Consider the following 21,918-nt stretch of genomic DNA (forward strand, 5'->3'; position numbering starts at 1 on the left):
CTGTTCCCGATCCTGCACCTCACGCGCTGGGCCGGGCGCTCAGTACCGTCCGGAGGCTCGTCACGTCCTCGGCCCACCCCGCGGCTGCTGGGTGGATCCAGCCGAGGAGTTCGATCGCGTCGTGGTGGTCGCGACCGAGGTCGCGCTCGTGGACGGGTTCGTGGTGCGCCGCGCGGTTGCGCACGAAGTGCAGCTGCTGCAGACGCGCTCGCACCTCGCGCTGGCGGGTCAGGAGGTCGTCGGGACCGTGGGGGAACGCGGCGTGGAGAACTGGGATCCAGAGGGTCGTCAGGTACCGCGACTCCACGAGGTACCGCCAGAACCCGAAGGTGAGTTCGGCGACCACACGGCCGTGTACCTCGGGGCGCCGCCCGTTCCGAGTCGCGCGACCCCTCGCCTTCGCCAGATCGCTCCTGCCCTGGGCATCCAGGCGTACCTGGTCGAACCAGGTGCTGTCCGGGTGTCGCCGACCGACCCAGGTACTCAGTTCGCGATCGAGCGCGTTCCGCGCGACGACCTCCACGATGCCGACGAGTTCCATCACGCCGGCTGACGCCCGCATGTTCCACTCGTACAGGTCCAGCGCACGGCGGAGGTCGGGAGTCGCATCGACGTACGACCGCAGGCGACTCGGAGTCAGGAGCGTGCCGAGCGCATCAGGGGTCGTTGTGCCCCTGTTGCTTCCCATCCGTCCTCCTCCTACACTGATCCCGAAGACCCCGGAACGATCACTGGCTCAGCCACATCGCCGGGGTTTCGTCTTTCCCGCTTCCCGCTTCCCGCTTCCCGCGTTGCCGCCCGATACACATGTATCACCATTCTCGGTTCCGGCTGGGTCGATGGCCCCGCGCTGTGGACTACCGTCGGGGCGGACGCCGCGACGACGCGGCACGGGAGGAAACTGCACATGGAGTACCGCTACCTCGGCAACTCGGGCCTCAAGGTCTCCGAGATCACCTACGGCAACTGGCTGACCCACGCGTCCCAGGTCGAGAACGACGCCGCCATCGCCTGCGTCCGTGCCGCGCTCGACGTCGGCATCTCGACGTTCGACACCGCCGACGTCTACGCGAACACCGGCGCCGAGACCGTCCTCGGCGAAGCCCTCAAGGGGGAGCGTCGCCAGTCGCTCGAGATCGCGACGAAGGTCTTCGGCCCGACCGGCCCGAAGCAGCACAACGACACCGGGCTGTCGCGCAAGCACATCCTCGAGTCGATCAACGGCTCGCTCGGCCGTCTGCAGACGGACTACGTCGACCTGTACCAGGCGCACCGCTACGACCACGAGACCCCCCTCGAAGAGACCATGCAGGCGTTCGCCGACATCGTCCGTCAGGGCAAGGTCCTCTACGTCGGCGTCTCCGAGTGGACCGCCGACCAGCTCCGTGCGGGTGCCGCACTGGCGAAGGAGCTCGGCTTCCAGCTCATCTCGAACCAGCCGCAGTACTCGGCGCTGTACCGGGTGATCGAGGCCGAGGTCGTCCCGACGTCGAAGGACCTCGGCATCTCGCAGATCGTCTGGTCGCCCATCGCCCAGGGCGTGCTCACCGGCAAGTACAAGCCGGGTCAGCCGCTGCCCGAGGGGTCCCGCGCGACCGACGACAAGGGCGGCGCGGACATGATCAAGCGCTTCATGCGCGACGAGGTCCTGTCGTCCGTGCAGGAGCTCGAGCCCGTCGCGAAGGAGCTGGACCTGTCGATGGCGCAGCTCGCCGTCGCGTGGGTCCTGCAGAACGAGAACGTCGCCTCGGCCATCATCGGCGCGTCGCGACCGGAGCAGGTGCACGACAACGCCGGCGCCGCTGGTGTGACGATCCCGGCCGAGCTGATGTCCCGCATCGACGACGCACTCAGTGGCGTCGTGGAGAGCGACCCGGCGAAGACGAACGACAGCAGCCCGAAGACCCGCGAGGCCTGAGGCTCGTCAGCCCGATCGGCGTGGTGCCGATCGGCGCCGAAGAACAGGAATCGGCTCGCACCACGGACTTCCGCGGTGCGAGCCGATTCGTGTTGTGCGAGTGCGATCCGCGCCACCGCGCACGATCCACTCCGGAACGAAGAAGAGCCCCTCGCTTCCGCGAGGGGCTCTTCACCATGTGGCTGGACGCGGCGTCGATCCGCGGACCTTTCGATTTTCAGTCGAACGCTCTACCAACTGAGCTACCCAGCCGTGGCGACCCTGACGGGACTTGAACCCGCGACCTCCGCCGTGACAGGGCGGCACGCTAACCAGCTGCGCTACAGGGCCATATGGAATTACTTGATCGTACAGTCTTGCCTGGTGGTGCTGTCTTGCTCGGTGTTGCTTCGCACTACGTTACTTGCTCACTCCGAAGAGTGACCCCAACGGGATTCGAACCCGTGCTGCCGCCGTGAAAGGGCGGTGTCCTAGGCCACTAAACGATAGGGCCGCAAGCAGTGCATCGCGCTACCGATGGACAAGCATACGGATGCCTCGCCCCGATGCCAAATCGAACCCGTCCGAGCCGGTCCTCCCGGCGTGTCGCACTGTCGGGGTGGCTCCGCCGGTCTTCACTCACCGTGGAGCAATGCCTCCGATTCTGCGCTGTCGATGGTCGAGTGCGACCATCGTCGTCGGCCCCTGCCCCTCCTCCGAGGGGCTGCATCGGGTCGGCACCTGTTGTTACTGTTGCGTCTGTTAACAGTGTTACGTGCGTGAGCCTTGCCGCGCTGTTACGAAATCGAGATACATGTCGACCTCATTCCCGCAGTCCCGCCGCTTCCGCCGCCGCCTCGTCGCCGCCGCGGTCGCTGTCGTGCTCACGGCAGGGACCATCGCGGTGGTCGGACCCGTCGGGGCCGCGTCCGCCGTGTCGTACCCGAGCTGGGACGACGTGCAGTCCGCCAAGGCCTCGGCCTCCGCGCAGCAGGACAAGGTGACCGAGATCCGCAGGCTCATCGCGGGATTGAAGTCGGACGCCTCGGCGAAGCAGAAGTCCGCCGCGGATGCCGGTACGGCGTACCAGACGGCGCAGACGGCCTTCGACGAGGCCACGCTCCAGCAGCAGAAGCTCCAGGGCCAGGCGGACGCCGCCGAGAAGACCGCTGCCCAGTCCGAGGAGCAGGCCGGTCAGCTGGCCGCCCAGCTCGGCCGCGCCAGCTCGAGCAACGTGACGACCGACCTGTTCACGCACCCGACGAAGTCCGGCGACCTGCTCTACGAACTCGGCGCGATGTCGAAGCTCAGCGAGCAGGCGGACGGCATCTACTCCCAGGCGTCGCAGGACCGCGGCACCGCCCAGGCCCTCGCCGACAAGTCCGAGGTCGCCAAGAAGGCCCTCGGCGAGCTGGCCGCCGCCGCGCAGCAGAAGATGCAGGCAGCGCAGTCCGCCGCCGAGTCCGCTCAGCGCGCCGTCGACGCCCAGAGCGCCAACCAGGAGCGGCTCGAGTCCCAGCTCACCCTGCTGACCAGCAACGCCAGCGACGTCGAGGCCAAGTACAAGAAGGGCGTGCAGGTCGAGAAGGCCCGTCAGGCCGCCCTCGCGAAGCAGCGCGCACAGGAGGCAGCAGCCGCGGCCGCCGCGGCGGCGTCCGCAGCGCGCTCCGCCGGCACGCCCGTCGTCGTCGCCGGGGGCACGGCGAACTCGTCCGGGTGGGTCCGGCCCTCCGCCGGGTACCAGACGAGTCCGTTCGGCTACCGCGTCGACCCGTACACGCACGCGCACGCCCTGCACGCCGGCGTCGACCTGGCCCCGGCCTGCTACTCCCCGATCTACGCCGCGGCGTCCGGCACCGTGGTGTTCGCGGGCAACGGCGGCGGCTACGGCAACGAGGTCGTGCTCGACAACGGCGGCGGGATCTCCACCGCCTACGGGCACGTCGTCAACGGCGGCATCATGGTCGCGAGCGGCCAGCACGTCGAGGCAGGCCAGCAGATCGCCCAGGTCGGTTCGACCGGGTGGTCGACCGGCTGCCACCTCCACTTCGAGACCCGCGTCAACGGTGCTGCCGTCGACCCGGTCCCCTTCATGGCTGCGCGGGGGATCTCGGTATGACCGTGTGCGCGCCCGAGAGGCCCTGAGACCACATGAAGAAGCCTGCGCGTTCCCTCGCCTGCGGCATCGCCACCGTCACCCTGATCGGCATCGGGCTGTCGGTGTCGGTCGCCGGACCGGCCGAGGCGGCACCTTCGGCCCCGTCGTGGGCGGAAGTGCAGGCAGCGAAGGCCGACCAGGCCGACACGCAGCAGACGGTGGACGAGCTCGCGTCGCGGCTGTCCTCGTTGCAGGACGCCGCGGACGCCGCCGGCGCCGTGGTGCAGCAGGCCGGCCAGACGTACTCGGCCGCCGCGTCCCGGCAGCAGGAGGCGCAGTCGACGCTCGACGACCTCAGCGCGCAGTCGAAGCGGGCGAAGGCGAAGGCCGACGACTCGGCGGCGCAGGTCGCTGCGCTCGTCGTCGAGCTGTCCCGCTCGGGTGGCGGAGACCTCTCGACGAGCCTGCTCCTGGACGACGGCGACGCGAAGGACCTGCTCTACCAGGTCGGCACGATGTCGCACCTGTCCGAGCGGTCCGCGATGGTCCTCGCCCGCGCTGAGGCGGACCAGAACACCGTCGACGCCCTCGCCGCGCAGAAGTCGAAGGCCACAACGGCACTCGCTGCGGCCACCGAGACCACGAAGTCCGCGCTCGCCGACGCGAACGACGCGGCCGCCACGGCGAACGGGCGCCTCGAGAAGAGCCAGGCGCAGCAGGGTGAGGTGCTCGAGCAGCTCGCGTTCCTCAAGGGCACGACGGCCGCCGCCGAGAGCGCCTACGCCACGCAGCAGCGGGCGGAGCGGGCCGAGGCGCAGCTCGCCGCGCAGACGACGACGACCGGCAGCGGGTCCACCACGACGACCACGTCGTCCGGTGCGACGAGCACGGGCGGCAGCAAGCCGACCGGCAGCAAGCCGACCGGCAGCACGGCCGGGAACACGACCGGCACCACGTCCGGCGGCAACAAGCCCACCGGCAGCACGACCGGCACCACGTCCGGCGGCAGCAAGCCCTCCGGCAGCGGCTCCGTCGCCGCGCCCGCTCCGGCAGCGCCAGCGCCCGCCCCGGCCCCCGCTCCCGCGCCTGCCCCCAAGCCGGCTCCCGCTCCCGCCCCGAAGCCCGCTCCGGCACCGGCCCCCGCCCCCGCACCGAGCTCCCCGTCCAGGGCCGCCGGGGCCATCGGGTACGCCCGGGCCCAGATCGGCAAGCCGTACCAGTTCGGCGGCGAGGGCCCTGCCGCGTACGACTGCTCCGGCCTCGTGAAGATGGCCTACTCGAGCCAGGGCGTCGCCACGGGTGCCCACAACGTCGTCTCGCAGTACTACTACTTCCAGAGCGTCGGCCGGCTCGTCCCGATGTCGCAGCGCCAGCCGGGCGACGTCTTGTTCTACTCGAACAACGGCGCCCCGTCCGGCGGCTACCACGACGCGATCTACACCGGCGGCGGCATCATGGTCGAGGCGGCGAACGTCCGTGTCGGCGTCGTCGAACGGGCCATCTGGTCGCCCGGCCAGCTCCTGCCCTACGTCGGCCGCCCGAGCGGCTCCCTGTAGGCCGTCCGTCTCGCCGGACACCCGCGCAGAAGCGCCCCAGCGGCAACGCAGAACGGCCCGGCCCCACGAGGGGACCGGGCCGTTCCGTGTCAGCAGACGAGCGTCAGTGACCGGCGGGCACGTACGCGGCCTGGCCGGCCGTGACGATGGCCTCGGCCTCGGCGGCGTCGCCCCAGCCCTCGGCCTTGACCCACTTGTTCGGCTCGAGGTCCTTGTAGCGCTCGAAGAAGTGCGCGATCTCGGCCTTCGTCTGCTCGTCGACGTCCGAGATGTCCTGGATGTGCGCCCAGCGCGGGTCCTTCGCGGGGACCACGAGGACCTTGGCGTCGATGCCTGCCTCGTCGCTCATCTTGAAGACGCCGACGGGGCGGACCTTCACGCCCACGCCCGGGAAGGTCGGGTACTCGAGCAGCAGCAGGGCGTCCACGGGGTCACCGTCGTCCGCCAGGGTCTGCTCGAAGAAGCCGTAGTCCGTCGGGTAGACGAACGACGTGAACAGCACGCGGTCGAGGTAGACGCGACCGGTCTCGTGGTCCACCTCGTACTTGTTGCGGCTGCCCTTGGGGATCTCGACGACGACGTCGTACGCGGCCATTGGTTGCTCCTGGTCTGTCGGTTGCACGGGAAAGCGCGGCTAACGTTACCGGGTGAACTCTCCGCGTCCCCGGTTGGATCCCGCAGTCGCCGGCACGCGCCGCGCGGTGCGCGAGCTCCTCGCCCAGGCGCGCACCGAGGGGATCGTCCGTGACGGCGACCTGGTCCTCGTCGCCCTGAGCGGCGGACCGGACTCCCTCGCCCTCGCCGCGGCCACGGCGTTCGAGGCCCCGAAGCAGGACCTCCGCGCCGGCGCGGTCGTCGTCGACCACGCGCTCCAGGCGGGCTCCGAGGCGGTGGCGAGCCGAGCCTCCAGGCAGGCCGCCGAGCTGGGACTGGCACCGGTCACGGTCCGCAGGGTCACCGTGGGTCCCGACGGTGGTCCGGAGGGCGCCGCCCGGGAGGCCCGCCACGCGTCGATCGCCGAGGTCGCCGCCGCCACCGGGTCACCCCTGGTGCTGTTCGGGCACACCCTGGACGACCAGGCCGAGACCGTGCTGCTCGGCCTGCTGCGCGGCAGCGGGCCGGACAGCCTGTCCGGCATGCCGCCGCTGGCGCGACGGACGGAGGGGCCGGCGTACGGCCGACCGCTCCTGGCCGTCCGACGGCCCGCGACGCGGCAGGCCTGCGCCGCCGCCGGCCTGGCACCCTGGGACGACCCGCAGAACGACGACCCGACGTACACGCGGGTGCGGGTCCGCACGACGCTGCTGCCCGCGCTCGAGCGGGAGCTGGGCGCCGACGTCGCCGAGGCACTCGCCCGCACGGCCGACCAGCTGCGGGAGGACTCCGCCGCGCTCGACCACTTCGCCGAGGAGATGGCCGAGGACCTCGCCGAGCACTCCGAGGCCGGCATCTCGCTGTCCGTGCGGGAGCTCGCGGCCAACCCGCCGGCGCTCCGGCAGCGGCTGGTGCGTCTGGCGGTCGAGAGCGAGTTCGGCGTGACGCTGTCCCGTGTCCAGACGCTCGAGGTGTGCCGACTCGTGACGGACTGGAGCGGGCAGGGGCCGATCGACCTGCCGGGGGTCCGCGCATCCCGCGACGGCGACCGCCTGTCCTTCAGCGCCGGGCACTGAGTCGCCCGGCACTGCGTTCCCGGGCCGTTAGGCTTGGCGCGTGGAACTCTCCGACGTGCAGGACGACCTCTCCGAAGTGCTCTTCACCCCCGAGCAGATCGACGACAAGATCGCCGAGCTGGCCGCGGCGGTCGACCGCGACTACGCCGGCCGGGACCCGTTGCTCGTCGGCGTCCTCAAGGGCGCGGTCATGGTGATGGCGGACTTCTCGCGCCACCTGACCCTGCAGGCGAAGATGGACTGGATGGCCGTGTCGTCGTACGGCTCCGGCACGAAGTCGTCCGGTGTCGTGCGGATCCTCAAGGACCTCGACACCGACCTGCACGGCCGCGACGTCATCATCGTCGAGGACATCATCGACTCCGGCCTGACGCTCTCCTGGCTCCAGCAGAACCTCGCGTCCCGCGGGGCCGCCAGCGTCGAGATCGTCGCCCTGCTGCGCAAGCCCGAGGCCGCCAAGGTCGAGGTCGACGTCCGCTACGTCGGCTTCGACATCCCGGACGCCTTCGTCGTCGGCTTCGGCCTGGACTACGACGAGCGCTACCGCAACCTGCGCGGCATCGGGGTCCTCGCCCCGCACGTCTACTCCTGACCGACGGTCCGGTCCCTCTGGCGAACCGTCCAGTTCGCCCGCAGAGGACACCCATTCTCGCCACAGAGTCGCAGCCGTATGCTGACCTGCACGCAACTTCGGCAGAGAAAGGTGTCGGGCACTCTGCCCGGATCACATGGACTTCAAGCGCATCTTCCGCGGACCGTACGTCTGGGTACTGCTCGCGCTCGTGGGGATCATCGTCGGGTGGCAGCTCCTGTCGTCGACCGGTACCTCCCAGATCGACACGCAGAAGGGGCTCGAGCAGATCGCTGACGGCAAGGTCTCCTCTGCCGTCGTGAACTCGACCGACCAGCGCGTCGACCTCATCCTCAAGGACGGCGGTGCGACGGAGCAGTTCTACTACTCCGAGCCGCGTGGGCCGGAGGTCGTCGACGCGATCGCGCAGGCCGACCTGCCGAAGGGCTACAACGACACCGTCCAGCAGTCGAACTGGTTCGTCACGCTCCTCGTGACGCTCCTGCCGTTCCTGCTCATCGGTGCGGTGTTCTGGTTCCTCCTCGCCAACGCCCAGGGCGGTGGCTCGAAGGTGATGCAGTTCGGCAAGTCCAAGGCGAAGATGAACAACAAGGAGAACCCGCAGGTCTCCTTCTCCGACGTCGCCGGTGCGGACGAGGCCATCGAGGAGCTCCACGAGATCAAGGAGTTCCTCAAGGAACCCGCCAAGTTCCAGGCCGTCGGCGCCAAGATCCCGAAGGGCGTGCTGCTGTACGGCCCTCCCGGCACCGGCAAGACCCTGCTCGCACGCGCCGTCGCCGGCGAAGCGGGCGTGCCGTTCTACTCGATCTCCGGCTCGGACTTCGTCGAGATGTTCGTCGGTGTCGGTGCGAGCCGCGTCCGTGACCTCTTCGACCAGGCCAAGCAGAACTCCCCGGCCATCGTCTTCATCGACGAGATCGACGCCGTGGGTCGTCACCGCGGCGCCGGCATCGGCGGCGGCAACGACGAGCGCGAGCAGACGCTGAACCAGCTCCTCGTCGAGATGGACGGCTTCGACGGCAAGACGAACGTCATCCTGATCGCCGCGACGAACCGTCCCGACGTCCTCGACCCCGCACTCCTGCGTCCGGGCCGCTTCGACCGCCAGATCGGCGTCGACGCACCGGGCCTGCAGGGCCGCAAGCAGATCCTCGAGGTCCACGCGAAGGGCAAGCCCCTCGCCGCCGGTGTCGACCTCGAGCTGCTCGCCCGCAAGACGCCGGGCTTCACCGGTGCCGACCTGGCGAACGTGCTCAACGAGGCCGCGCTGCTGACCGCCCGGTCGAACGCGCAGCTCATCGACAACCGTGCCCTGGACGAGGCCGTCGACCGCGTGATGGCCGGCCCGCAGCGCCGCACGCGCATCATGTCCGACCAGGAACGCCTCATCACCGCGTACCACGAGGGCGGCCACGCCCTGGCGGCAGCGGCGATGCGCCACACGGACCCGGTCACGAAGATCACGATCCTGCCCCGCGGCCGTGCCCTCGGCTACACGATGGTGCTCCCGCTCGAGGACAAGTACTCCGTCACCCGCAACGAACTGCTCGACCAGCTCACGTACGCCATGGGTGGCCGCGTCGCCGAGGAGATCGTCTTCCACGACCCGACCACGGGTGCGTCGAACGACATCGAGAAGGCCACCGGCACCGCCCGCAAGATGGTCACCGAGTACGGCATGAGCCGTGCCGTCGGGTCCGTCAAGCTCGGCGCCGGGTCGAGCGAGCCGTTCGTCGGCCGCGACATGAGCGGTGGGACCGGGCGCGACTACTCGGAGAACATCGCCGAGACCGTCGACGCCGAGACCCGCGCGCTGCTCGAGGCCGCGCACGACGAGGCCTACCAGGTGCTCAACGACAACCGCGACCTGCTCGACCGCCTGGCCGGTGAGCTCCTCGAGAAGGAGACGCTGGACGCGCCGGAGCTCGTCGAGCTGTTCAAGGACGTCCGCAAGCTCCCCGAGCGCCCGCAGTGGCTCTCGAGCGAGAAGCGTCCGGTCAGCGACCTGCCCGCCATCGCGGTCCCCGGCAAGGCAGCGAACACCGCCGCCGAGCAGGAGACCGAGGCGTCGAAGGCCCGTCGGGCCCGTCCGTTCGGCAACCCGGGCATCGCACCCGCGTAGCCGGCATGACCGACCTGCGGACGAGACGGGGTCGCCGCCCAGGTGGCCGTCCGTCCGTCGGAGGACGAACCCGCGTGATGGGGATCCTCAACGTCACGCCGGACTCGTTCTCCGACGGCGGGCTGCACCAGGCGTACGACAGTGCCCTCGCGCACGCCCGTGAGCTCGTCGCCACCGGCGCCGACATCGTCGACGTCGGCGGGGAGTCCACCCGGCCCGGCGCCGAGCGGGTCCCCGTGGACGTCGAACAGGAGCGGGTGCTCCCCGTCGTCCGGCAGCTCGTCGCCGAGGGCGTCCCGGTCAGCATCGACACGATGAACGCCAGCACCGCCGAACATGCGGTCGAGCTCGGCGCCGTGATCGTGAACGACGTCTCCGGCGGCCTCGCCGACCCGGACATGGCCCGCGTGGTCGCCGCGACGGGCACCGGGTTCGTCGTCATGCACTGGCGCGGCCACAGCGACCGGATGTACCGCGACGCCGTCTACGCACACGCGGTGGACGAGGTCCGGCGCGAGGTCGAGATGCGCGTCGCCGAGCTCATCGTGCTCGGCGTCCGTCAGGAGCAGGTCGTCATCGACCCGGGCCTCGGCTTCGCCAAGCAGGGCGCACAGAACTGGGAGATCCTCGCCGGGTACGAGCGCTTCGCCTCGATCGGGCTGCCCGTGCTCGTCGCCGCCTCGCGGAAGCGCTTCCTCGAGGGCGTCGGCAGCGCCGAGGGTGCTCCACCGAAGGACCGCGACCTCGCCACGGCGGCCATCAGCCTGTTGGCCGCCGAACGAGGCGCCTGGGGCGTGCGTGTGCACGACCCCGCACCGACCCGCGCCGTCCTGGACGTGTGGGAAGCCTGGAGGGCAGCTCGATCGTGAACGACACCATCCGCCTCACCGGGGTCCGTGCCCGTGGCAACCACGGCGTCTTCGACCACGAGCGCGCCGACGGCCAGGAGTTCGTCGTCGACGTCGCGGTCGAGGTCGACGCCCGGGCCGCCGCCGGCACCGACGACCTCGACCGCACGGTGCACTACGGCGTCCTCGCCGAGCAGGTCGTCGCCGAGATCGAGCGCGACCCGGTCGACCTCATCGAGACCCTCGCCGAGCGGATCGCCGCCGCCGTGCTCACCCACCGCGCCGCCCTGGCGACGGAGGTCACCGTCCACAAGCCGCAGGCACCGATCACCGTGCCGTTCACCGACGTGTCGATCACGATCCGCCGCGAGCGGACCGCCGAGCGGACCGTCGAGCACGATGCCGCCGTGCACTCCGGCGCAGCCGGATCCGGAGCCCGCGCGTGAGTCGTGCCGTCATCGCCCTCGGCGCCAACCTCGGCGACCGGGGCAGCACGCTCCGCGCCGCAGCGGCCGCCGTCGCCGCGGTCCCCGGCGTCCGACCGGTGGCGTCGAGCCACGAGGTCGAGTCCGTCGCCGTGACCCTCGACGGCCCGGACACGGCGAAGCCCCGGTACCGCAACGCCGTCGTCGTCGTCGACACCGACCTGGGTCCGCAGGAGCTCCTCGACGCCCTGCATGCCATCGAGGACGCCCACGGCCGCACCCGGGAGGTCCGGTGGGGCGACCGCACGCTCGACCTCGACGTCGTCGCGCTGCAGGACGACGACGGCACGGACGTCCTCGTCGACACCGCGACCCTGACCGTGCCGCACCCCCGCGCACACGAGCGCGCGTTCGTGCTCGCGCCGTGGCACGACGCCGACCCCTCGGCCGTGCTGCCCGGAGCCGGGCCGGTGGCGGACCTGCTCGCCGCGGTCGGCGACGACACCGAGCGCGTCGACGAGCCGCGCCTTTTCGACGAGCCGACCCGAGCCTCCCGTCCGGCTGACGCGACCGTCGCGACGGACGTGGCCGACGCGACCGCCGCGACGCCACCCGGAGCGGCCTCGTGAAGCCGACCCGCGCCTCCACCCTCGTCAGCGTCGCGGTCGTCGCGGCCGTGGCCGGGTTCGCCCTCGACGCCGCGCTCGCCTCACGTCAGGTCCCGACGCTCATCCTCTCCGCCCCGCTCGGCCTGACGCTCGCGTTCATCGGCATCGCGCTGGTGGTCATGGCGCTGCCGATCCGGCGCCAGGTCCGCGGGCGGGCCGAACGCCGTGTCGACCCGCACTACGCGACCCGCGTGGTGGTGCTCGCGAAGGCCTCGAGCATCTGCGGTGCCTTCTTCGGCGCGCTGGCGCTCGGACTGGTCGTGTACCTCCTGACCCGCTCGGTCCTGCCTTCGCTAGGCTCGACCCTGCCGAACGCCGTGGCGGTCGGTGGCGGGATCGTGCTCACCGTGTGCGCCCTCGTCGCCGAACGGATGTGCGTCGTCCCCCCGGACGACGACGACCACGACGACCCGCGCGGCGGCACGGCGGTGCACTGACCGACTGCCGTTCGACCACCGCGCGACGGCCGACCCACGCCACACCACAGGAGGCCGCGATGCCGCGCGAACGACTCGACGAGCCCGGCCTCGGCCTGACCGGTGTGCACTGGACCCGGGTGTCCTCGAAGCTCGTCTGGACCGAGCTCATCACGACCGTGCTGGCGGGGGTCGTCGTCACCGTCGGCTGCGTGCTCATCGGGGTCGTGAGCGGTGGACCGGGCGAGACGGCGGGCCTCGTGTGGACGCTGATCGGCGTCGCGATCGGGATCATCACGCTGGTCACGGCGGTGCTCACCCCACGTCGGGTCCGTGCGATCGGGTACGCCCTCCGCGACGACGACTTCGTGCTCCGCAAGGGCCTGATGTGGCAGCGCTTCACCGCGGTGCCGTACGGCCGCCTGCAGCTCGTCGACGTGAACCGCGGACCGCTCGACCGGGTGCTCGGCCTGAGCGAGCTGAAGTTCGTGACCGCTGCGGCGTCGACGAACGTGCGGATCCCGGGCATCCCCGCCGACCGCGCGGACGAGCTCCGCGACCGACTCGTCGAGCTCGCCGAGTCCCGTCGCGCCGGGCTGTAGGGGCCGACGTGACCTTCCGACCCGGGCCGCCGCCGCCCGCACCGCCCGCCCCGAACCGCCGGGGGAACGCCGCGGCCGCCGCGCCCCTGACCGACGGGGAGTGGCATCGACTGCACCCCCTCACACCGCTGCTGCGCGGCGGGATCTTCCTCGTCGTCGTGCTCGGCATCGTCGTGAACAACCTCCGCGACACCCTCTTCGAGACCTTCATCCCGGGCGGCGGGTCACGCGAGCAGGGCGACCCCGTCCGCTACGTCTGGGAGCACGGGGCGTTCGGCTGGGTGCTGCTCGGGATCGCGGTGTTCCTGGTCGTGCTGATCGGCCTGTTCTACCTGTCCTGGCGCATGCACGAGTTCCGCGTCACCGGCGAGATCGTCGAGGTGCGCTCCGGCGTGCTGTTCCGCAACCACCGCAAGGCCCGGCTCGACCGGATCCAGGGCATCAACATCACCCGCCCGCTGATCCCGCGGCTGTTCGGCACGGCGAAGCTCGAGATCGCGCAGGCCGGCAACGACGCCAACGTGCAGCTCGCGTACCTCGGGGCGAAGGCCTCCGACGACCTGCGGCAGCGCATCCTGGTGCTCGCCTCGGGCGCCCGCGACGAGCCCGAGGAAGCGACACCCGGCCGTCAGTACAGCTCGGACGGAGTCGTGTCGGACCGCGTCTACGAGTTCCTGTCGCCCGAGCTCGACGCCGACGCGGTGCACGCCACCCGCATCGTGAAGGTCAAGCCCGGGCGCCTCATCGCCTCGATGCTGCTCTCCGGCACGACCGTGGTCATCCTGGCGCTCGTGGCCGCGATCATCGTCAGCATCGCGCTGACGGGGGAGTACTTCCTGCTCGTCACGCTGTTCCCCGCCGTCATCGGCAGTGGCGGGTACTACGTCCGAAAGTTCTCGAAGTCGCTGCAGTACACGATCGCCGACACCCGCGACGGGATCCGGATCGGCTTCGGCCTGGTCTCGACGACGAACGAGACCCTGCCGCCCGGCCGCATCCACGCGGTCAGCGTCGCGCAGCCCCTGCTCTGGCGTCCGTTCGGCTGGTGGGACGTCCGCATCAACCGTGCGACCAACGCCGGCAACGGGGCGTCGAGCAACCAGCAGGTGTCGTCCATCGTCCTCCCCGTGGGGACCGCGGCCGACGTCCGACAGGTGCTCGAGATCATCCTGCCGGCACTGGTCGGCTCCGCGGTCGTCGGGCCAGAGGCCTCGAAGGACCGCCTCCGCGAGGGCTCCGCCGAAGCCGTCAGCGTGGTCGACGACAGCCTCACCACGACCGGGGACGCCGGTGGCTTCGTGCACTCGCCGCGTCGGGGCCGATGGCTCCGCCCGCTCTCCGCACGCCGCAACGGGTACCGCTTCGTCGACGGCGCCGTGCTCCTCCGCCTCGGGGCCGTCTGGCGGTCGCTCGTGGTCGTCCCGCTGCCCCGCGTGCAGAGCGTGCGCGTCGAGCAGGGGCCGCTGGAGCGGCTGCTCCGCCTGGCCTCGGTGCACGTCCACACCGTCTCCGGTCCGGTCGCCGCGCGCGTCGGGGCGCTCGACGCCAGGGACGCGCAGCGCCTGTGGTCCGGCACCGCGGAGCGCGCCGTCGAGGCGGCGGCCACCGACACCTCCCACCGCTGGCGGTCCCGTGGACCAGCAGCAGCCGACGGCCAGGAGGCTCGCATCACCCCCGACCCGCACCCTGCGGTCCCGCAGGCGGCCCGCTCGGCGCTTGACGTGCCTCCCGGCTGGCAGGACGTCCCCGGGACGGGAGCCGTCCGATGAGGGCGGGACGGCTGGGCGTGGGCGTCGTCGGCGCCGGACGGGTCGGTCCGGTCCTCGGGGCGGCGCTGGCGAACGCGGAGCACGCGGTCGTCGGCATCACCGCGGTCTCGGCGTCGAGCGTCGACCGTGCCGAGGCCCTGCTGCCCGGCGTCCCCGTCCTCGCGACCCCGGAGCTGGTGGAGCGCAGCGAACTCGTGCTGCTCGCGGTGCCGGACGACCAGCTCGCGGAGCTCGTGCAGGGTCTGGCGGACGCCGGCATCTGGCAGCCTGGACAGCTCGTCGTGCACACCAGTCCTGACCACGGCGTCGGCGTCCTGGCGCCCGCGATGGCCGCCGGGGCGATCCCGCTCGCGATCCACCCGGCGATGGCGTTCACCGGGACCAGCGTCGACCTGTCGCGGTTGCGCGATGCCTACTGCGCCGTGACCGCACCCGGCCCCGTGCTCCCCATCGCCCAGGCGCTCGTCGTCGAGATGGGGGCAGAGCCCTTCGTCGTCGCCGAGCAGGACCGGCCCGCGTACGCCGATGCCGTGCGCGCCGCCGTGAGCTTCTCGACGGCCATCGTGGACCAGTCCGCCGGCACGCTGTCCTCGATCGGGGTGGAGCGTCCTGGCCGGGTCCTCGGGGCGCTCGTGCGCTCGGCGGTCGACAACGCGCTGACGGCCGCGGACGGGCAGTCGGCGCTGTGACGGACGGCCCGTTCCGCATCACCACGGCCCAGGCCAAGGTCGGGTACGTCGTGGCGGCGAGCGTCATCGGGATCCTGCTCACGCTGCTGCTCTTCGCGTTCGGGCTCCCGGACGTCGTCGTGCCCTTGGTCGCCGCGATCGGCTTCGTCCTGATGGTCGGCATCGGCGTGCGGGTGTTCCGCGGGGACGACGAGCCCGTCGCGCCGCCGCGTGCGTGGTGGCGGATGACCGCGAGGCCGTTCGCCGGGTTCCTCCTGGCCGCGTACTTCGTCGCCGACGGGCTGCTCGCGCGGCCGAGTGTCTCGACCGGGTTCGACGTGGCCGGCACCGTCGTGATGCTCCTCGTCGCGGCGGCGTACGCCGGGTCGTCGGTGACCCTGCTCGTGCTGCGGGCGCAGGGCCGCGCGCCCGCAGGGGCCTTCGCCGCGGGCGGGACCCCGTCCCGCGGGTGACGGGCGGCGGGGCGCTGGCCGGTAGCATCGACGCGATCCCCCACGACCTCCGGAGCCGCACCCCATGACCGACGAGACCGCCACCACCGACACCGCGATCGCCGACGCCGCCGCCCTGGCCGAACAGGAGACGAACGAGCAGCGTCAGGTCCGGCTCGACAAGCGCGCGCGGCTGCTCGAGGCCGGGATCGAGGCCTACCCCGCCGAGCTCCCGATCACCACGACGATCCCCGCGGTCCGGGCGCAGTACGCGCACCTCGAGACCGGCGAGGAGACCCAGGACGTCGTCGGGATCGCCGGGCGCATCGTGTTCTCGCGGAACACCGGCAAGCTCTGCTTCTCGTCCCTGCAGTCGGGCGACGGCCAGCGCATCCAGGCGATGGTGTCCCTGGCTGAGGTGGGCGAGGACTCCCTGGCGCGGTGGAAGGAGTACGTCGACCTCGGTGACCACGTGTTCGTGCACGGTCGCGTGATCTCGTCGCGTCGTGGCGAGCTGAGCATCATGGTCGACGACTGGGCGATCGCGGCGAAGGCGATCCTGCCGCTGCCGAACCTGCACAACGAGCTCAACGAGGAGACCCGGGTCCGTCAGCGGTACCTCGACCTCATCGTGCGCGACCAGGCCCGCGCGACCGTCCGTGCCCGCGCCGCCGTGATGGCGTCGCTCCGCCAGACGTTCACCGGCCACGAGTACCTCGAGGTCGAGACCCCGATGCTGCAGACCCAGCACGGTGGTGCCTCGGCCCGGCCCTTCGTCACGCACTCGAACGCCTTCGACACCGAGCTCTACCTGCGCATCGCGCCGGAGCTCTTCCTGAAGCGGGCCGTCGTCGGCGGGATCGACCGCGTGTTCGAGATCAACCGCAACTTCCGGAACGAGGGCGCCGACTCGTCGCACTCGCCCGAGTTCGCGATGGTGGAGGCCTACCAGGCGTACGGCAACTACGAGCAGATGGCCGACCTCACCCAGGAGCTCGTGCAGAACGCGACCCGCGCGGTCACCGGCGGCTCGCTCGAGGTCACGCTGCCAGACGGCACCGCGTACGACCTCGGTGGCGAGTGGCCCCGCATCGACATGTACGGCTCCCTGTCCGAGGCCGCCGGGCGCACGATCACGCCGGAGACCCCGCTCGCCGAGCTCCAGGAGCTCGCGGCCGCCGAGGGCGTCGAGGTCGCCCACGCCACGCACGGCAAGTACGTCGAGGAGCTCTGGGAGCACTTCGTCATCGACTCGCTCGACCGCCCGACGTTCGTGATGAACTTCCCGGTCGACACCTCACCGCTGACGCGCGAGCACCGCACCCGCCCGGGCATCGTCGAGAAGTGGGACCTGTACATCCGCGGGTTCGAGCTCGCGACGGCCTACTCGGAGCTCGTCGACCCCGTCGTCCAGCGTGAGCGCTTCGTCGAGCAGGCGAAGCTCGCCGCGGGCGGCGACCCCGAGGCGATGCGCGTCGACGAGGAGTTCCTGCGGGCCCTCGAGCACGCCATGCCGCCGTCCGGCGGCATGGGCATGGGCGTCGACCGTCTGCTCATGGCGATCACCGGTCTCGGCATCCGCGAGACGATCCTGTTCCCGCTCGTCAAGTGAGCCAGCCAGGAGGCTCGGTGCGCGTCCGACGCACACCGAGCCTCCTGACAGGGCGAGGTACGATGACCGCGTGCCGCATGGAGTCGTGACCGGGATCATCTTCGCGCTGACGCCGACCGTCGTGGTCGGCCTCGTGTTCTGGTTCGTCATGCGCGCGATCATGCGGGCAGACCGCAACGAACGGTCCGCGTACGCCAGGGTCGAGGCCGAGGAGCGCGCCCGCTTCGAGCGCGTCCACGGCACCGCTGCGCCCACGTCGACGCCCTCGGAGTAGTCCGACACGTCCCGGCCGTCCGGCGTTCACGCGGCCGTTGCCGGCCGGTGTGAGCATCATCCGCATGTCCATCATGCAGATGTTCCGTTCTCGCAGCCTCGTCGGCGACATCGAGAGCGAGTACGACGAGTACGACCGTGACGCCGACCTCGAGGTGTCGAAGCGCCGAGCGGGGTGGCTCGAGCCGTCCTGGTGACCCTCACGCACCTGCTCTTCGGGGTACGGCGGCCGGATCGCATCGATCCGGACCGACGTACCCCTTTTCGTTGTCCGGGAAGCGCTGTGCCCCGGGGTACACCCGCTGAAACGCGCCCGACACATGCCGACATCGGCGGAAACACGGCCTGATCCGCGCACTTCCGCGGAAGTCGAGGCGAAATGCTGTCGGCATCGTGTACCCCTCCCCATGGGGTACCGATGGTGAAGCACGGAGAACCCTGGGAATCGATCCGACGGGTTTGTGGGGTACACCTCCGGACCGCTTTACTCGGTCTCACCCGACAAGGGCCAACACCGACGAGGTTCACCAACGTCGAATGCAGGGAGAGTCACATGACGATCGCAACGGCAACGCCGAGCACCACCTCACGCCGCACCAAGAAGGCAACCGCCAAGACCGACTCCGCCAAGAAGACCGACTCCGCCAAGGTCGAGAGCACGACGCTCGACGCCGCACCCGAGGTCGAGGCAGACGAGCAGCTCGCCGGCGTCCGTGGCGCATCCGTCGACCAGGTCGGTGACTACCTGCGCCACATCGGGCGTCTGGCACTCCTCACTGCCGAGGAAGAAGCCGACATCGCCCGCCGCATCGAGGTCGGCCTGTTCGCCGGTGAGAAGCTCGCGACCGAGCAGAACCTGCCCAAGGCGCTGCAGCGTGAGCTCAAGTGGCTCGTCCGCGACGGTGAGCGCGCCAAGGAGCGGATGATCACCTCGAACCTCCGCCTCGTCGTCAGCATCGCGAAGCGCTACTCCCAGCGCGGCCTGCCGTTCATGGACGTCATCCAGGAGGGCAACCTCGGGCTCGTCCGCGCGGTCGAGAAGTTCGACTTCACGCAGGGCTACAAGTTCTCCACGTACGCCACCTGGTGGATCCGCCAGGCGATCTCCCGCGGCCTCGCCGACAAGGCCCGCACGATCCGCATCCCGGTCCACACCGTCGAGCTGATCAACAAGATCTCGCGTACCGAGCGTGACCTCACCGTCGACCTCGGCCGTGCGCCGACGCCCGACGAGGTCGCCGCCGAGCTGAGCATGAGCGTCGAGGAACTCGTCGACCTCAAGGGCCGCTCGCACGAGCCGGTCTCGATCCACACCGTCGTCGGTGACTCGGACGACAGCGAGCTGGGCGACTTCATCGAGGACGAGGACGCTGCGTCCCCGAACGAGCTCACCGAGACGACGCTCCTGCACCGCGACATCCGCTCGATCGTCGCGGAGCTGCCGAGCGACGAGGCGAACGTGATCCGCATGCGCTACGGCCTCGACGACGACAAGCCGATGACGCTCGACGAGATCTCGAAGATCGTGCACACGACCCGCCAGGCGGTCAGCCGTGTGGAGTCCCGCGCCAAGCTCCGCCTGTTCGCCAAGGCGGTCTCGCAGGACATGCAGCTGTACCTGACCGAGTAGGTCGGGCAAGGACTTCGGCCGGTGCCGCGAACGGTGCCGGTCGGGGGGAACCGGGTCGTTCCGTGGGAAGGCGACCCGGTGGGGTGACGGGAACGGCCCGTCCGAGCGATGCTCGGGCGGGCCTCTCGTGCGTCCGGCCTCCACGGCCAGTGCTGCCAGCATGTGATGTACGGTGTTCTGCATCGTCCCGAGGAGTCCCCGTGTCTGCTGCATCACCATCCGTCGCCCCGACGAGCACCGAACGGGTGCGCGACGTCGACGGCACCTTCAACCTCCGCGACCTCGGCGGACTGTCGACCGTCGACGGACGGGTCATCGCACCCGGACGGTTCCTGCGCTCGGGCAGCCTTGCCGGCCTCACCAGTCGGGGTCGCGCGGAGCTGGACCGCCTCGGTGTCGTGCGGGTCGTCGACCTCCGGACGATCGTGGAGCGTTCCGCTGCGCCCGACGCCCTGATCGGGTCGGCTGCTCGGTGCACGGCGGTCCCGCTGCTCACCGGGGCGCTGTCGTCGATGGCGTCCGTCCCCACGCTCGGTGACCTCTACCTCGGCCTGCTCGACGACGAGGGCACCGGCATCGTCACCGCCGTGCAGGTCCTCCTCGAGCAGCCGGACACCGGCGGGGTGCTCGTCCACTGCTCCGCCGGCAAGGACCGGACAGGAGTGCTGGTCGCGCTGGTCCTGCTCGCGGTCGGGGTCGGTCGGGACGCCGTGCTCGACGACTACGCCCTGACCGAGCAGCTCCTGCCGACGTCGTTCGGTCCAGCGGCGCTCGCGATGGCTGAACAGGTGCGGGCGAGCGGCATGACCGTCGACGACGACGCGGTGCTGGCGCTCGCGACCCGGTCGCCCCGTGCGGCCCTGGACGCAGCGATCGAGCACGTGGTCGACCAGTGGGGCTCAGCCGCCGGGTACCTGTGGGCGCACGGCCTGCCCGACGACGGCATCGACGGGCTCCGGGCACGCCTGCTCGTCTGAGTCGCGGCGGGCGTCAGTCCTCGACCTCGCGCCGGAGCTTCTGGCGCAGGTCGCTCGGGATGAGCTCCACGAGCTGGTCCGGGCGGACGGGGAGGTCGAGCAGGCTGAGCTTCACCCGGCCGGTCCGCCCGTGTCGCTCGGCGTCGAGCCGCACCACGCTGCCGGCGTCCTTCCGCAGGCGCATGTCGATCTGCGCACCGGTGGCCACCTCGCCCACGACGAGCCCGTCGACCTCGAGCGCTGCGCTCCTGGTGCCCTCGGCGATGTCGAAGCGGTAGCGCTCCCGCGCCGCCAGGACCACGGCACGGTCGATGCCCGCCATCGGGGCGACCGGGGTCACGACGGACCCGGAGAGCGCGGGGGAGAGCACCGGCCCACCCGCCGCGTAGTTGTAGGCCGTCGACCCGGCGGGCGTCGCCGCGACGATGGCGTCGGCTCGGTAGTACCCGTAGCCGAGGCCGCCCACGCTGAGGTCGGCCGAGACCTGCCCGGAGCCCGGGCGTCGCACGATCGTCAGGTCGTTGAACGCCAGGTAGTCCGTCCGGGCGCCGCTCCAGGCCAGCCGGGCTTCGAGGGCGTGGTGCGGTTCGAGCTGGTACTCGCCGGCGGACAGCCGCTCCAGGGCCGCCTCGAGCTCGGGCGGCTCGATCTCCACGAGGAAGCCGACGTTGCCGTAGTTGACGCCGAGCACGGGCACGGGCCGCTTCGCCACGAGCCGCATGGCGCCGAGCATGGTGCCGTCGCCGCCCAGGGCCACGACGAGGTCGACGGTGGCGGTGAAGTCGTCGTCCTCGACCACCTCGATCGTGTCGCCGATCCGGGCGGCGTCGATGCGTCGGGCGACCAGGCGCCCGAGGCCGGAGGAGTTCCAGCGCCGCAGGGTCGTGACGGACTCCTGCACGTTCTTGGTCGGGTGGACGACGAGGCCGACGACGGGCTGCTCCATGGCCGGATGCTACCGGGCGGACCTGCACCGACCGGTGGACTCGAGCTGAACGGCTTCCATACACACACGAAACGCGATATTCTGTATGGATGCAGACTGCTGCCCTCTCCGTCGCCGTGCCCACCCTCCGCCACGGCCGCGAGATCGTGCTCCTCGCCGAACACGAGTCGCAGGACTCGGGCTTCGGCTTCGTCGACGCGGAGCACCTCCTCGTCGCGGCGGTCGTCCTGTGTGCCGGCATCCCGCGGCTCGCCTCGGTGCTCGACGCACACGGGGTCACGCCGGCGCGGGTGCGGGAGTCCATCCGGGTCTTCGTCGGCGCGGGCTCCGTCCCCTACCCGTCCGAGCCGGACCGGATCGTGTGCACGCCGGCCGGTGCCCGGGTGCTGGCGCGGGCGGCGCAGATCGCCGGTCCGGCCGAGCGGGTCCGGCCGCACCACGTGGTCCTCGCCGTGCTCGACGGCATCGACGACCCGCTGATGGGCGCTGCCAACGACGTGCTCGAGCGTCTCGGGGTCGAACCCCGTCGCTTCCGCCGTGCAATCCGACGGGCAGCGCGCCGCCCCTGACGTCCGACAGTCGGTCCGTCACCGCTGAACGCAGCCAGCCAACCCAGGTCACGCCCACGGCGAACAGGGGCAGCCCCGGGGCGGAGCGCTGGTTACTCTCGAAGTACTTGGCCGGACTCACACGAGAC

General features: G+C 71.1%; 23 protein-coding genes and 3 tRNA genes. 20 read left to right on the top strand and 6 right to left on the bottom strand.

Annotated features, from left to right (window positions below; genetic code table 11):
• Window positions 1-19 precede the first annotated feature (19 nt).
• Window positions 20-688 carry a hypothetical protein gene (locus OVA28_RS04580; RefSeq protein ID WP_268095920.1) on the bottom strand — a complete coding sequence of 223 codons (669 nt, stop codon included), beginning with the start codon at window positions 686-688 and terminating at the stop codon, window positions 20-22.
• A 219-nt stretch (window positions 689-907) separates the two neighbouring features.
• On the opposite strand from OVA28_RS04580, the gene OVA28_RS04585 reads away from it, so the two are divergent.
• Complete coding sequence (locus tag OVA28_RS04585) at window positions 908-1,918, top strand: aldo/keto reductase family protein (RefSeq protein WP_268095921.1); 1,011 nt, start codon at window positions 908-910, stop codon at window positions 1,916-1,918.
• A gap of 179 nt (window positions 1,919-2,097) precedes the next feature.
• Here the strand turns inward: OVA28_RS04585 and OVA28_RS04590 are convergent.
• The 3 genes from OVA28_RS04590 to OVA28_RS04600 form a co-directional block, all read right to left on the bottom strand.
• Window positions 2,098-2,170: transfer RNA gene (locus tag OVA28_RS04590), tRNA-Phe, on the bottom strand.
• 1 nt (window position 2,171) lies between these two features.
• Window positions 2,172-2,248, bottom strand: a tRNA-Asp gene (locus tag OVA28_RS04595).
• A gap of 90 nt (window positions 2,249-2,338) precedes the next feature.
• Window positions 2,339-2,411 (bottom strand) — tRNA-Glu (locus OVA28_RS04600).
• Between the two features lie 300 nt (window positions 2,412-2,711).
• Between OVA28_RS04600 and OVA28_RS04605 the strand changes: the two genes are divergently transcribed.
• Window positions 2,712-4,016: a M23 family metallopeptidase gene (locus OVA28_RS04605; RefSeq protein ID WP_268095923.1), complete on the top strand. Its 1,305-nt coding sequence runs from the start codon at window positions 2,712-2,714 to the stop codon at window positions 4,014-4,016.
• 32 nt (window positions 4,017-4,048) lie between these two features.
• The gene (locus tag OVA28_RS04610; RefSeq protein WP_268095924.1) at window positions 4,049-5,551 is read left to right on the top strand and encodes a C40 family peptidase; all 1,503 of its coding nucleotides are present in this window, start codon (window positions 4,049-4,051) and stop codon (window positions 5,549-5,551) included.
• A gap of 103 nt (window positions 5,552-5,654) precedes the next feature.
• On the opposite strand, the gene OVA28_RS04615 is transcribed toward OVA28_RS04610, so the two are convergent.
• A complete protein-coding gene (locus tag OVA28_RS04615; protein ID WP_071278809.1) occupies window positions 5,655-6,146 on the bottom strand; it encodes an inorganic diphosphatase in 492 nt (163 codons plus the stop codon).
• Between the two features lie 52 nt (window positions 6,147-6,198).
• Here OVA28_RS04615 and tilS point away from each other — a divergent pair, with 52 nt between their 5' ends.
• The 16 genes from tilS (at window position 6,199) to OVA28_RS04695 (ending at window position 20,275) form a co-directional block, all read left to right on the top strand.
• Entirely contained in the window at window positions 6,199-7,221 is a 1,023-nt protein-coding gene (gene tilS, locus OVA28_RS04620; RefSeq protein WP_268095925.1) for a tRNA lysidine(34) synthetase TilS, read from the top strand.
• A gap of 40 nt (window positions 7,222-7,261) precedes the next feature.
• Window positions 7,262-7,813 (top strand): hypoxanthine phosphoribosyltransferase, encoded by a 552-nt coding sequence (gene hpt, locus OVA28_RS04625; RefSeq protein WP_194659679.1) that lies wholly within the window; start codon window positions 7,262-7,264, stop codon window positions 7,811-7,813.
• 136 nt (window positions 7,814-7,949) lie between these two features.
• The gene (gene ftsH / locus OVA28_RS04630) at window positions 7,950-9,935 is read left to right on the top strand and encodes an ATP-dependent zinc metalloprotease FtsH (protein ID WP_268095926.1); all 1,986 of its coding nucleotides are present in this window, start codon (window positions 7,950-7,952) and stop codon (window positions 9,933-9,935) included.
• Window positions 9,936-10,012: 77 nt separating this feature from the next.
• Window positions 10,013-10,804, top strand: a complete 792-nt coding sequence (folP, locus tag OVA28_RS04635) for a dihydropteroate synthase (protein WP_268095927.1) — start codon at window positions 10,013-10,015, stop codon at window positions 10,802-10,804.
• The gene (gene folB / locus OVA28_RS04640) at window positions 10,801-11,229 is read left to right on the top strand and encodes a dihydroneopterin aldolase (protein WP_268095928.1); all 429 of its coding nucleotides are present in this window, start codon (window positions 10,801-10,803) and stop codon (window positions 11,227-11,229) included. The genes folP and folB overlap by 4 nt, the downstream gene beginning before the upstream one ends.
• Window positions 11,226-11,837: a 2-amino-4-hydroxy-6-hydroxymethyldihydropteridine diphosphokinase gene (folK, locus tag OVA28_RS04645; protein WP_268095930.1), complete on the top strand. Its 612-nt coding sequence runs from the start codon at window positions 11,226-11,228 to the stop codon at window positions 11,835-11,837. Before folB ends, folK begins: the two co-directional genes overlap by 4 nt.
• A complete protein-coding gene (locus OVA28_RS04650) occupies window positions 11,834-12,313 on the top strand; it encodes a DUF3180 domain-containing protein (RefSeq protein ID WP_194659684.1) in 480 nt (159 codons plus the stop codon). Before folK ends, OVA28_RS04650 begins: the two co-directional genes overlap by 4 nt.
• A gap of 59 nt (window positions 12,314-12,372) precedes the next feature.
• A complete protein-coding gene (locus tag OVA28_RS04655; protein WP_268095931.1) occupies window positions 12,373-12,894 on the top strand; it encodes a PH domain-containing protein in 522 nt (173 codons plus the stop codon).
• An 8-nt stretch (window positions 12,895-12,902) separates the two neighbouring features.
• Window positions 12,903-14,663, top strand: a complete 1,761-nt coding sequence (locus OVA28_RS04660; protein WP_268095932.1) for a PH domain-containing protein — start codon at window positions 12,903-12,905, stop codon at window positions 14,661-14,663.
• Window positions 14,660-15,352 carry a Rossmann-like and DUF2520 domain-containing protein gene (locus OVA28_RS04665; protein WP_267419484.1) on the top strand — a complete coding sequence of 231 codons (693 nt, stop codon included), beginning with the start codon at window positions 14,660-14,662 and terminating at the stop codon, window positions 15,350-15,352. Before OVA28_RS04660 ends, OVA28_RS04665 begins: the two co-directional genes overlap by 4 nt.
• Window positions 15,349-15,804 carry a hypothetical protein gene (locus OVA28_RS04670; RefSeq protein WP_268095933.1) on the top strand — a complete coding sequence of 152 codons (456 nt, stop codon included), beginning with the start codon at window positions 15,349-15,351 and terminating at the stop codon, window positions 15,802-15,804. The genes OVA28_RS04665 and OVA28_RS04670 overlap by 4 nt, the downstream gene beginning before the upstream one ends.
• A 64-nt stretch (window positions 15,805-15,868) precedes the next feature.
• A complete protein-coding gene (gene lysS, locus OVA28_RS04675; protein ID WP_268095935.1) occupies window positions 15,869-17,395 on the top strand; it encodes a lysine--tRNA ligase in 1,527 nt (508 codons plus the stop codon).
• Between the two features lie 70 nt (window positions 17,396-17,465).
• Window positions 17,466-17,669, top strand: a complete 204-nt coding sequence (locus OVA28_RS04680) for a hypothetical protein (protein ID WP_194659690.1) — start codon at window positions 17,466-17,468, stop codon at window positions 17,667-17,669.
• A gap of 64 nt (window positions 17,670-17,733) precedes the next feature.
• Window positions 17,734-17,865, top strand: coding sequence for a hypothetical protein (locus OVA28_RS04685; RefSeq protein WP_267238438.1), 132 nt, complete (start codon window positions 17,734-17,736; stop codon window positions 17,863-17,865).
• 356 nt (window positions 17,866-18,221) lie between these two features.
• The gene (locus OVA28_RS04690) at window positions 18,222-19,298 is read left to right on the top strand and encodes a sigma-70 family RNA polymerase sigma factor (protein ID WP_268095936.1); all 1,077 of its coding nucleotides are present in this window, start codon (window positions 18,222-18,224) and stop codon (window positions 19,296-19,298) included.
• A gap of 200 nt (window positions 19,299-19,498) precedes the next feature.
• Window positions 19,499-20,275 (top strand): tyrosine-protein phosphatase, encoded by a 777-nt coding sequence (locus OVA28_RS04695; RefSeq protein WP_268095937.1) that lies wholly within the window; start codon window positions 19,499-19,501, stop codon window positions 20,273-20,275.
• A gap of 13 nt (window positions 20,276-20,288) precedes the next feature.
• Here OVA28_RS04695 and OVA28_RS04700 read toward each other — a convergent pair whose 3' ends face one another.
• On the bottom strand, window positions 20,289-21,221 hold the full coding sequence (locus OVA28_RS04700) for an NAD(+)/NADH kinase (protein ID WP_194626987.1): 933 nt from the start codon (window positions 21,219-21,221) through the stop codon (window positions 20,289-20,291).
• Between the two features lie 89 nt (window positions 21,222-21,310).
• Here OVA28_RS04700 and OVA28_RS04705 point away from each other — a divergent pair, with 89 nt between their 5' ends.
• Window positions 21,311-21,790, top strand: coding sequence for a Clp protease N-terminal domain-containing protein (locus OVA28_RS04705; protein WP_268095938.1), 480 nt, complete (start codon window positions 21,311-21,313; stop codon window positions 21,788-21,790).
• The last annotated feature ends 128 nt before the right edge of the window (window positions 21,791-21,918 follow it).

Source organism: Curtobacterium sp. SL109 (genome assembly GCF_026672405.1).
Lineage (GTDB): Bacteria > Actinomycetota > Actinomycetes > Actinomycetales > Microbacteriaceae > Curtobacterium.

Coding starts and splice junctions, on each gene's coding strand:
- OVA28_RS04665 (WP_267419484.1), top strand. CDS start 14,660: ATGAGGGCGGGACGGCTGGGCGTGGGCGTCGTCGGCGCCGGACGGGTC.
- OVA28_RS04690 (WP_268095936.1), top strand. CDS start 18,222: ATGACGATCGCAACGGCAACGCCGAGCACCACCTCACGCCGCACCAAG.
- lysS (WP_268095935.1), top strand. CDS start 15,869: ATGACCGACGAGACCGCCACCACCGACACCGCGATCGCCGACGCCGCC.
- OVA28_RS04705 (WP_268095938.1), top strand. CDS start 21,311: ATGCAGACTGCTGCCCTCTCCGTCGCCGTGCCCACCCTCCGCCACGGC.
- OVA28_RS04605 (WP_268095923.1), top strand. CDS start 2,712: ATGTCGACCTCATTCCCGCAGTCCCGCCGCTTCCGCCGCCGCCTCGTC.
- ftsH (WP_268095926.1), top strand. CDS start 7,950: ATGGACTTCAAGCGCATCTTCCGCGGACCGTACGTCTGGGTACTGCTC.
- folP (WP_268095927.1), top strand. CDS start 10,013: ATGGGGATCCTCAACGTCACGCCGGACTCGTTCTCCGACGGCGGGCTG.
- OVA28_RS04700 (WP_194626987.1), bottom strand. CDS start 21,221: ATGGAGCAGCCCGTCGTCGGCCTCGTCGTCCACCCGACCAAGAACGTG.
- OVA28_RS04615 (WP_071278809.1), bottom strand. CDS start 6,146: ATGGCCGCGTACGACGTCGTCGTCGAGATCCCCAAGGGCAGCCGCAAC.
- OVA28_RS04580 (WP_268095920.1), bottom strand. CDS start 688: ATGGGAAGCAACAGGGGCACAACGACCCCTGATGCGCTCGGCACGCTC.
- OVA28_RS04610 (WP_268095924.1), top strand. CDS start 4,049: ATGAAGAAGCCTGCGCGTTCCCTCGCCTGCGGCATCGCCACCGTCACC.
- OVA28_RS04655 (WP_268095931.1), top strand. CDS start 12,373: ATGCCGCGCGAACGACTCGACGAGCCCGGCCTCGGCCTGACCGGTGTG.
- OVA28_RS04685 (WP_267238438.1), top strand. CDS start 17,734: ATGTCCATCATGCAGATGTTCCGTTCTCGCAGCCTCGTCGGCGACATC.
- OVA28_RS04585 (WP_268095921.1), top strand. CDS start 908: ATGGAGTACCGCTACCTCGGCAACTCGGGCCTCAAGGTCTCCGAGATC.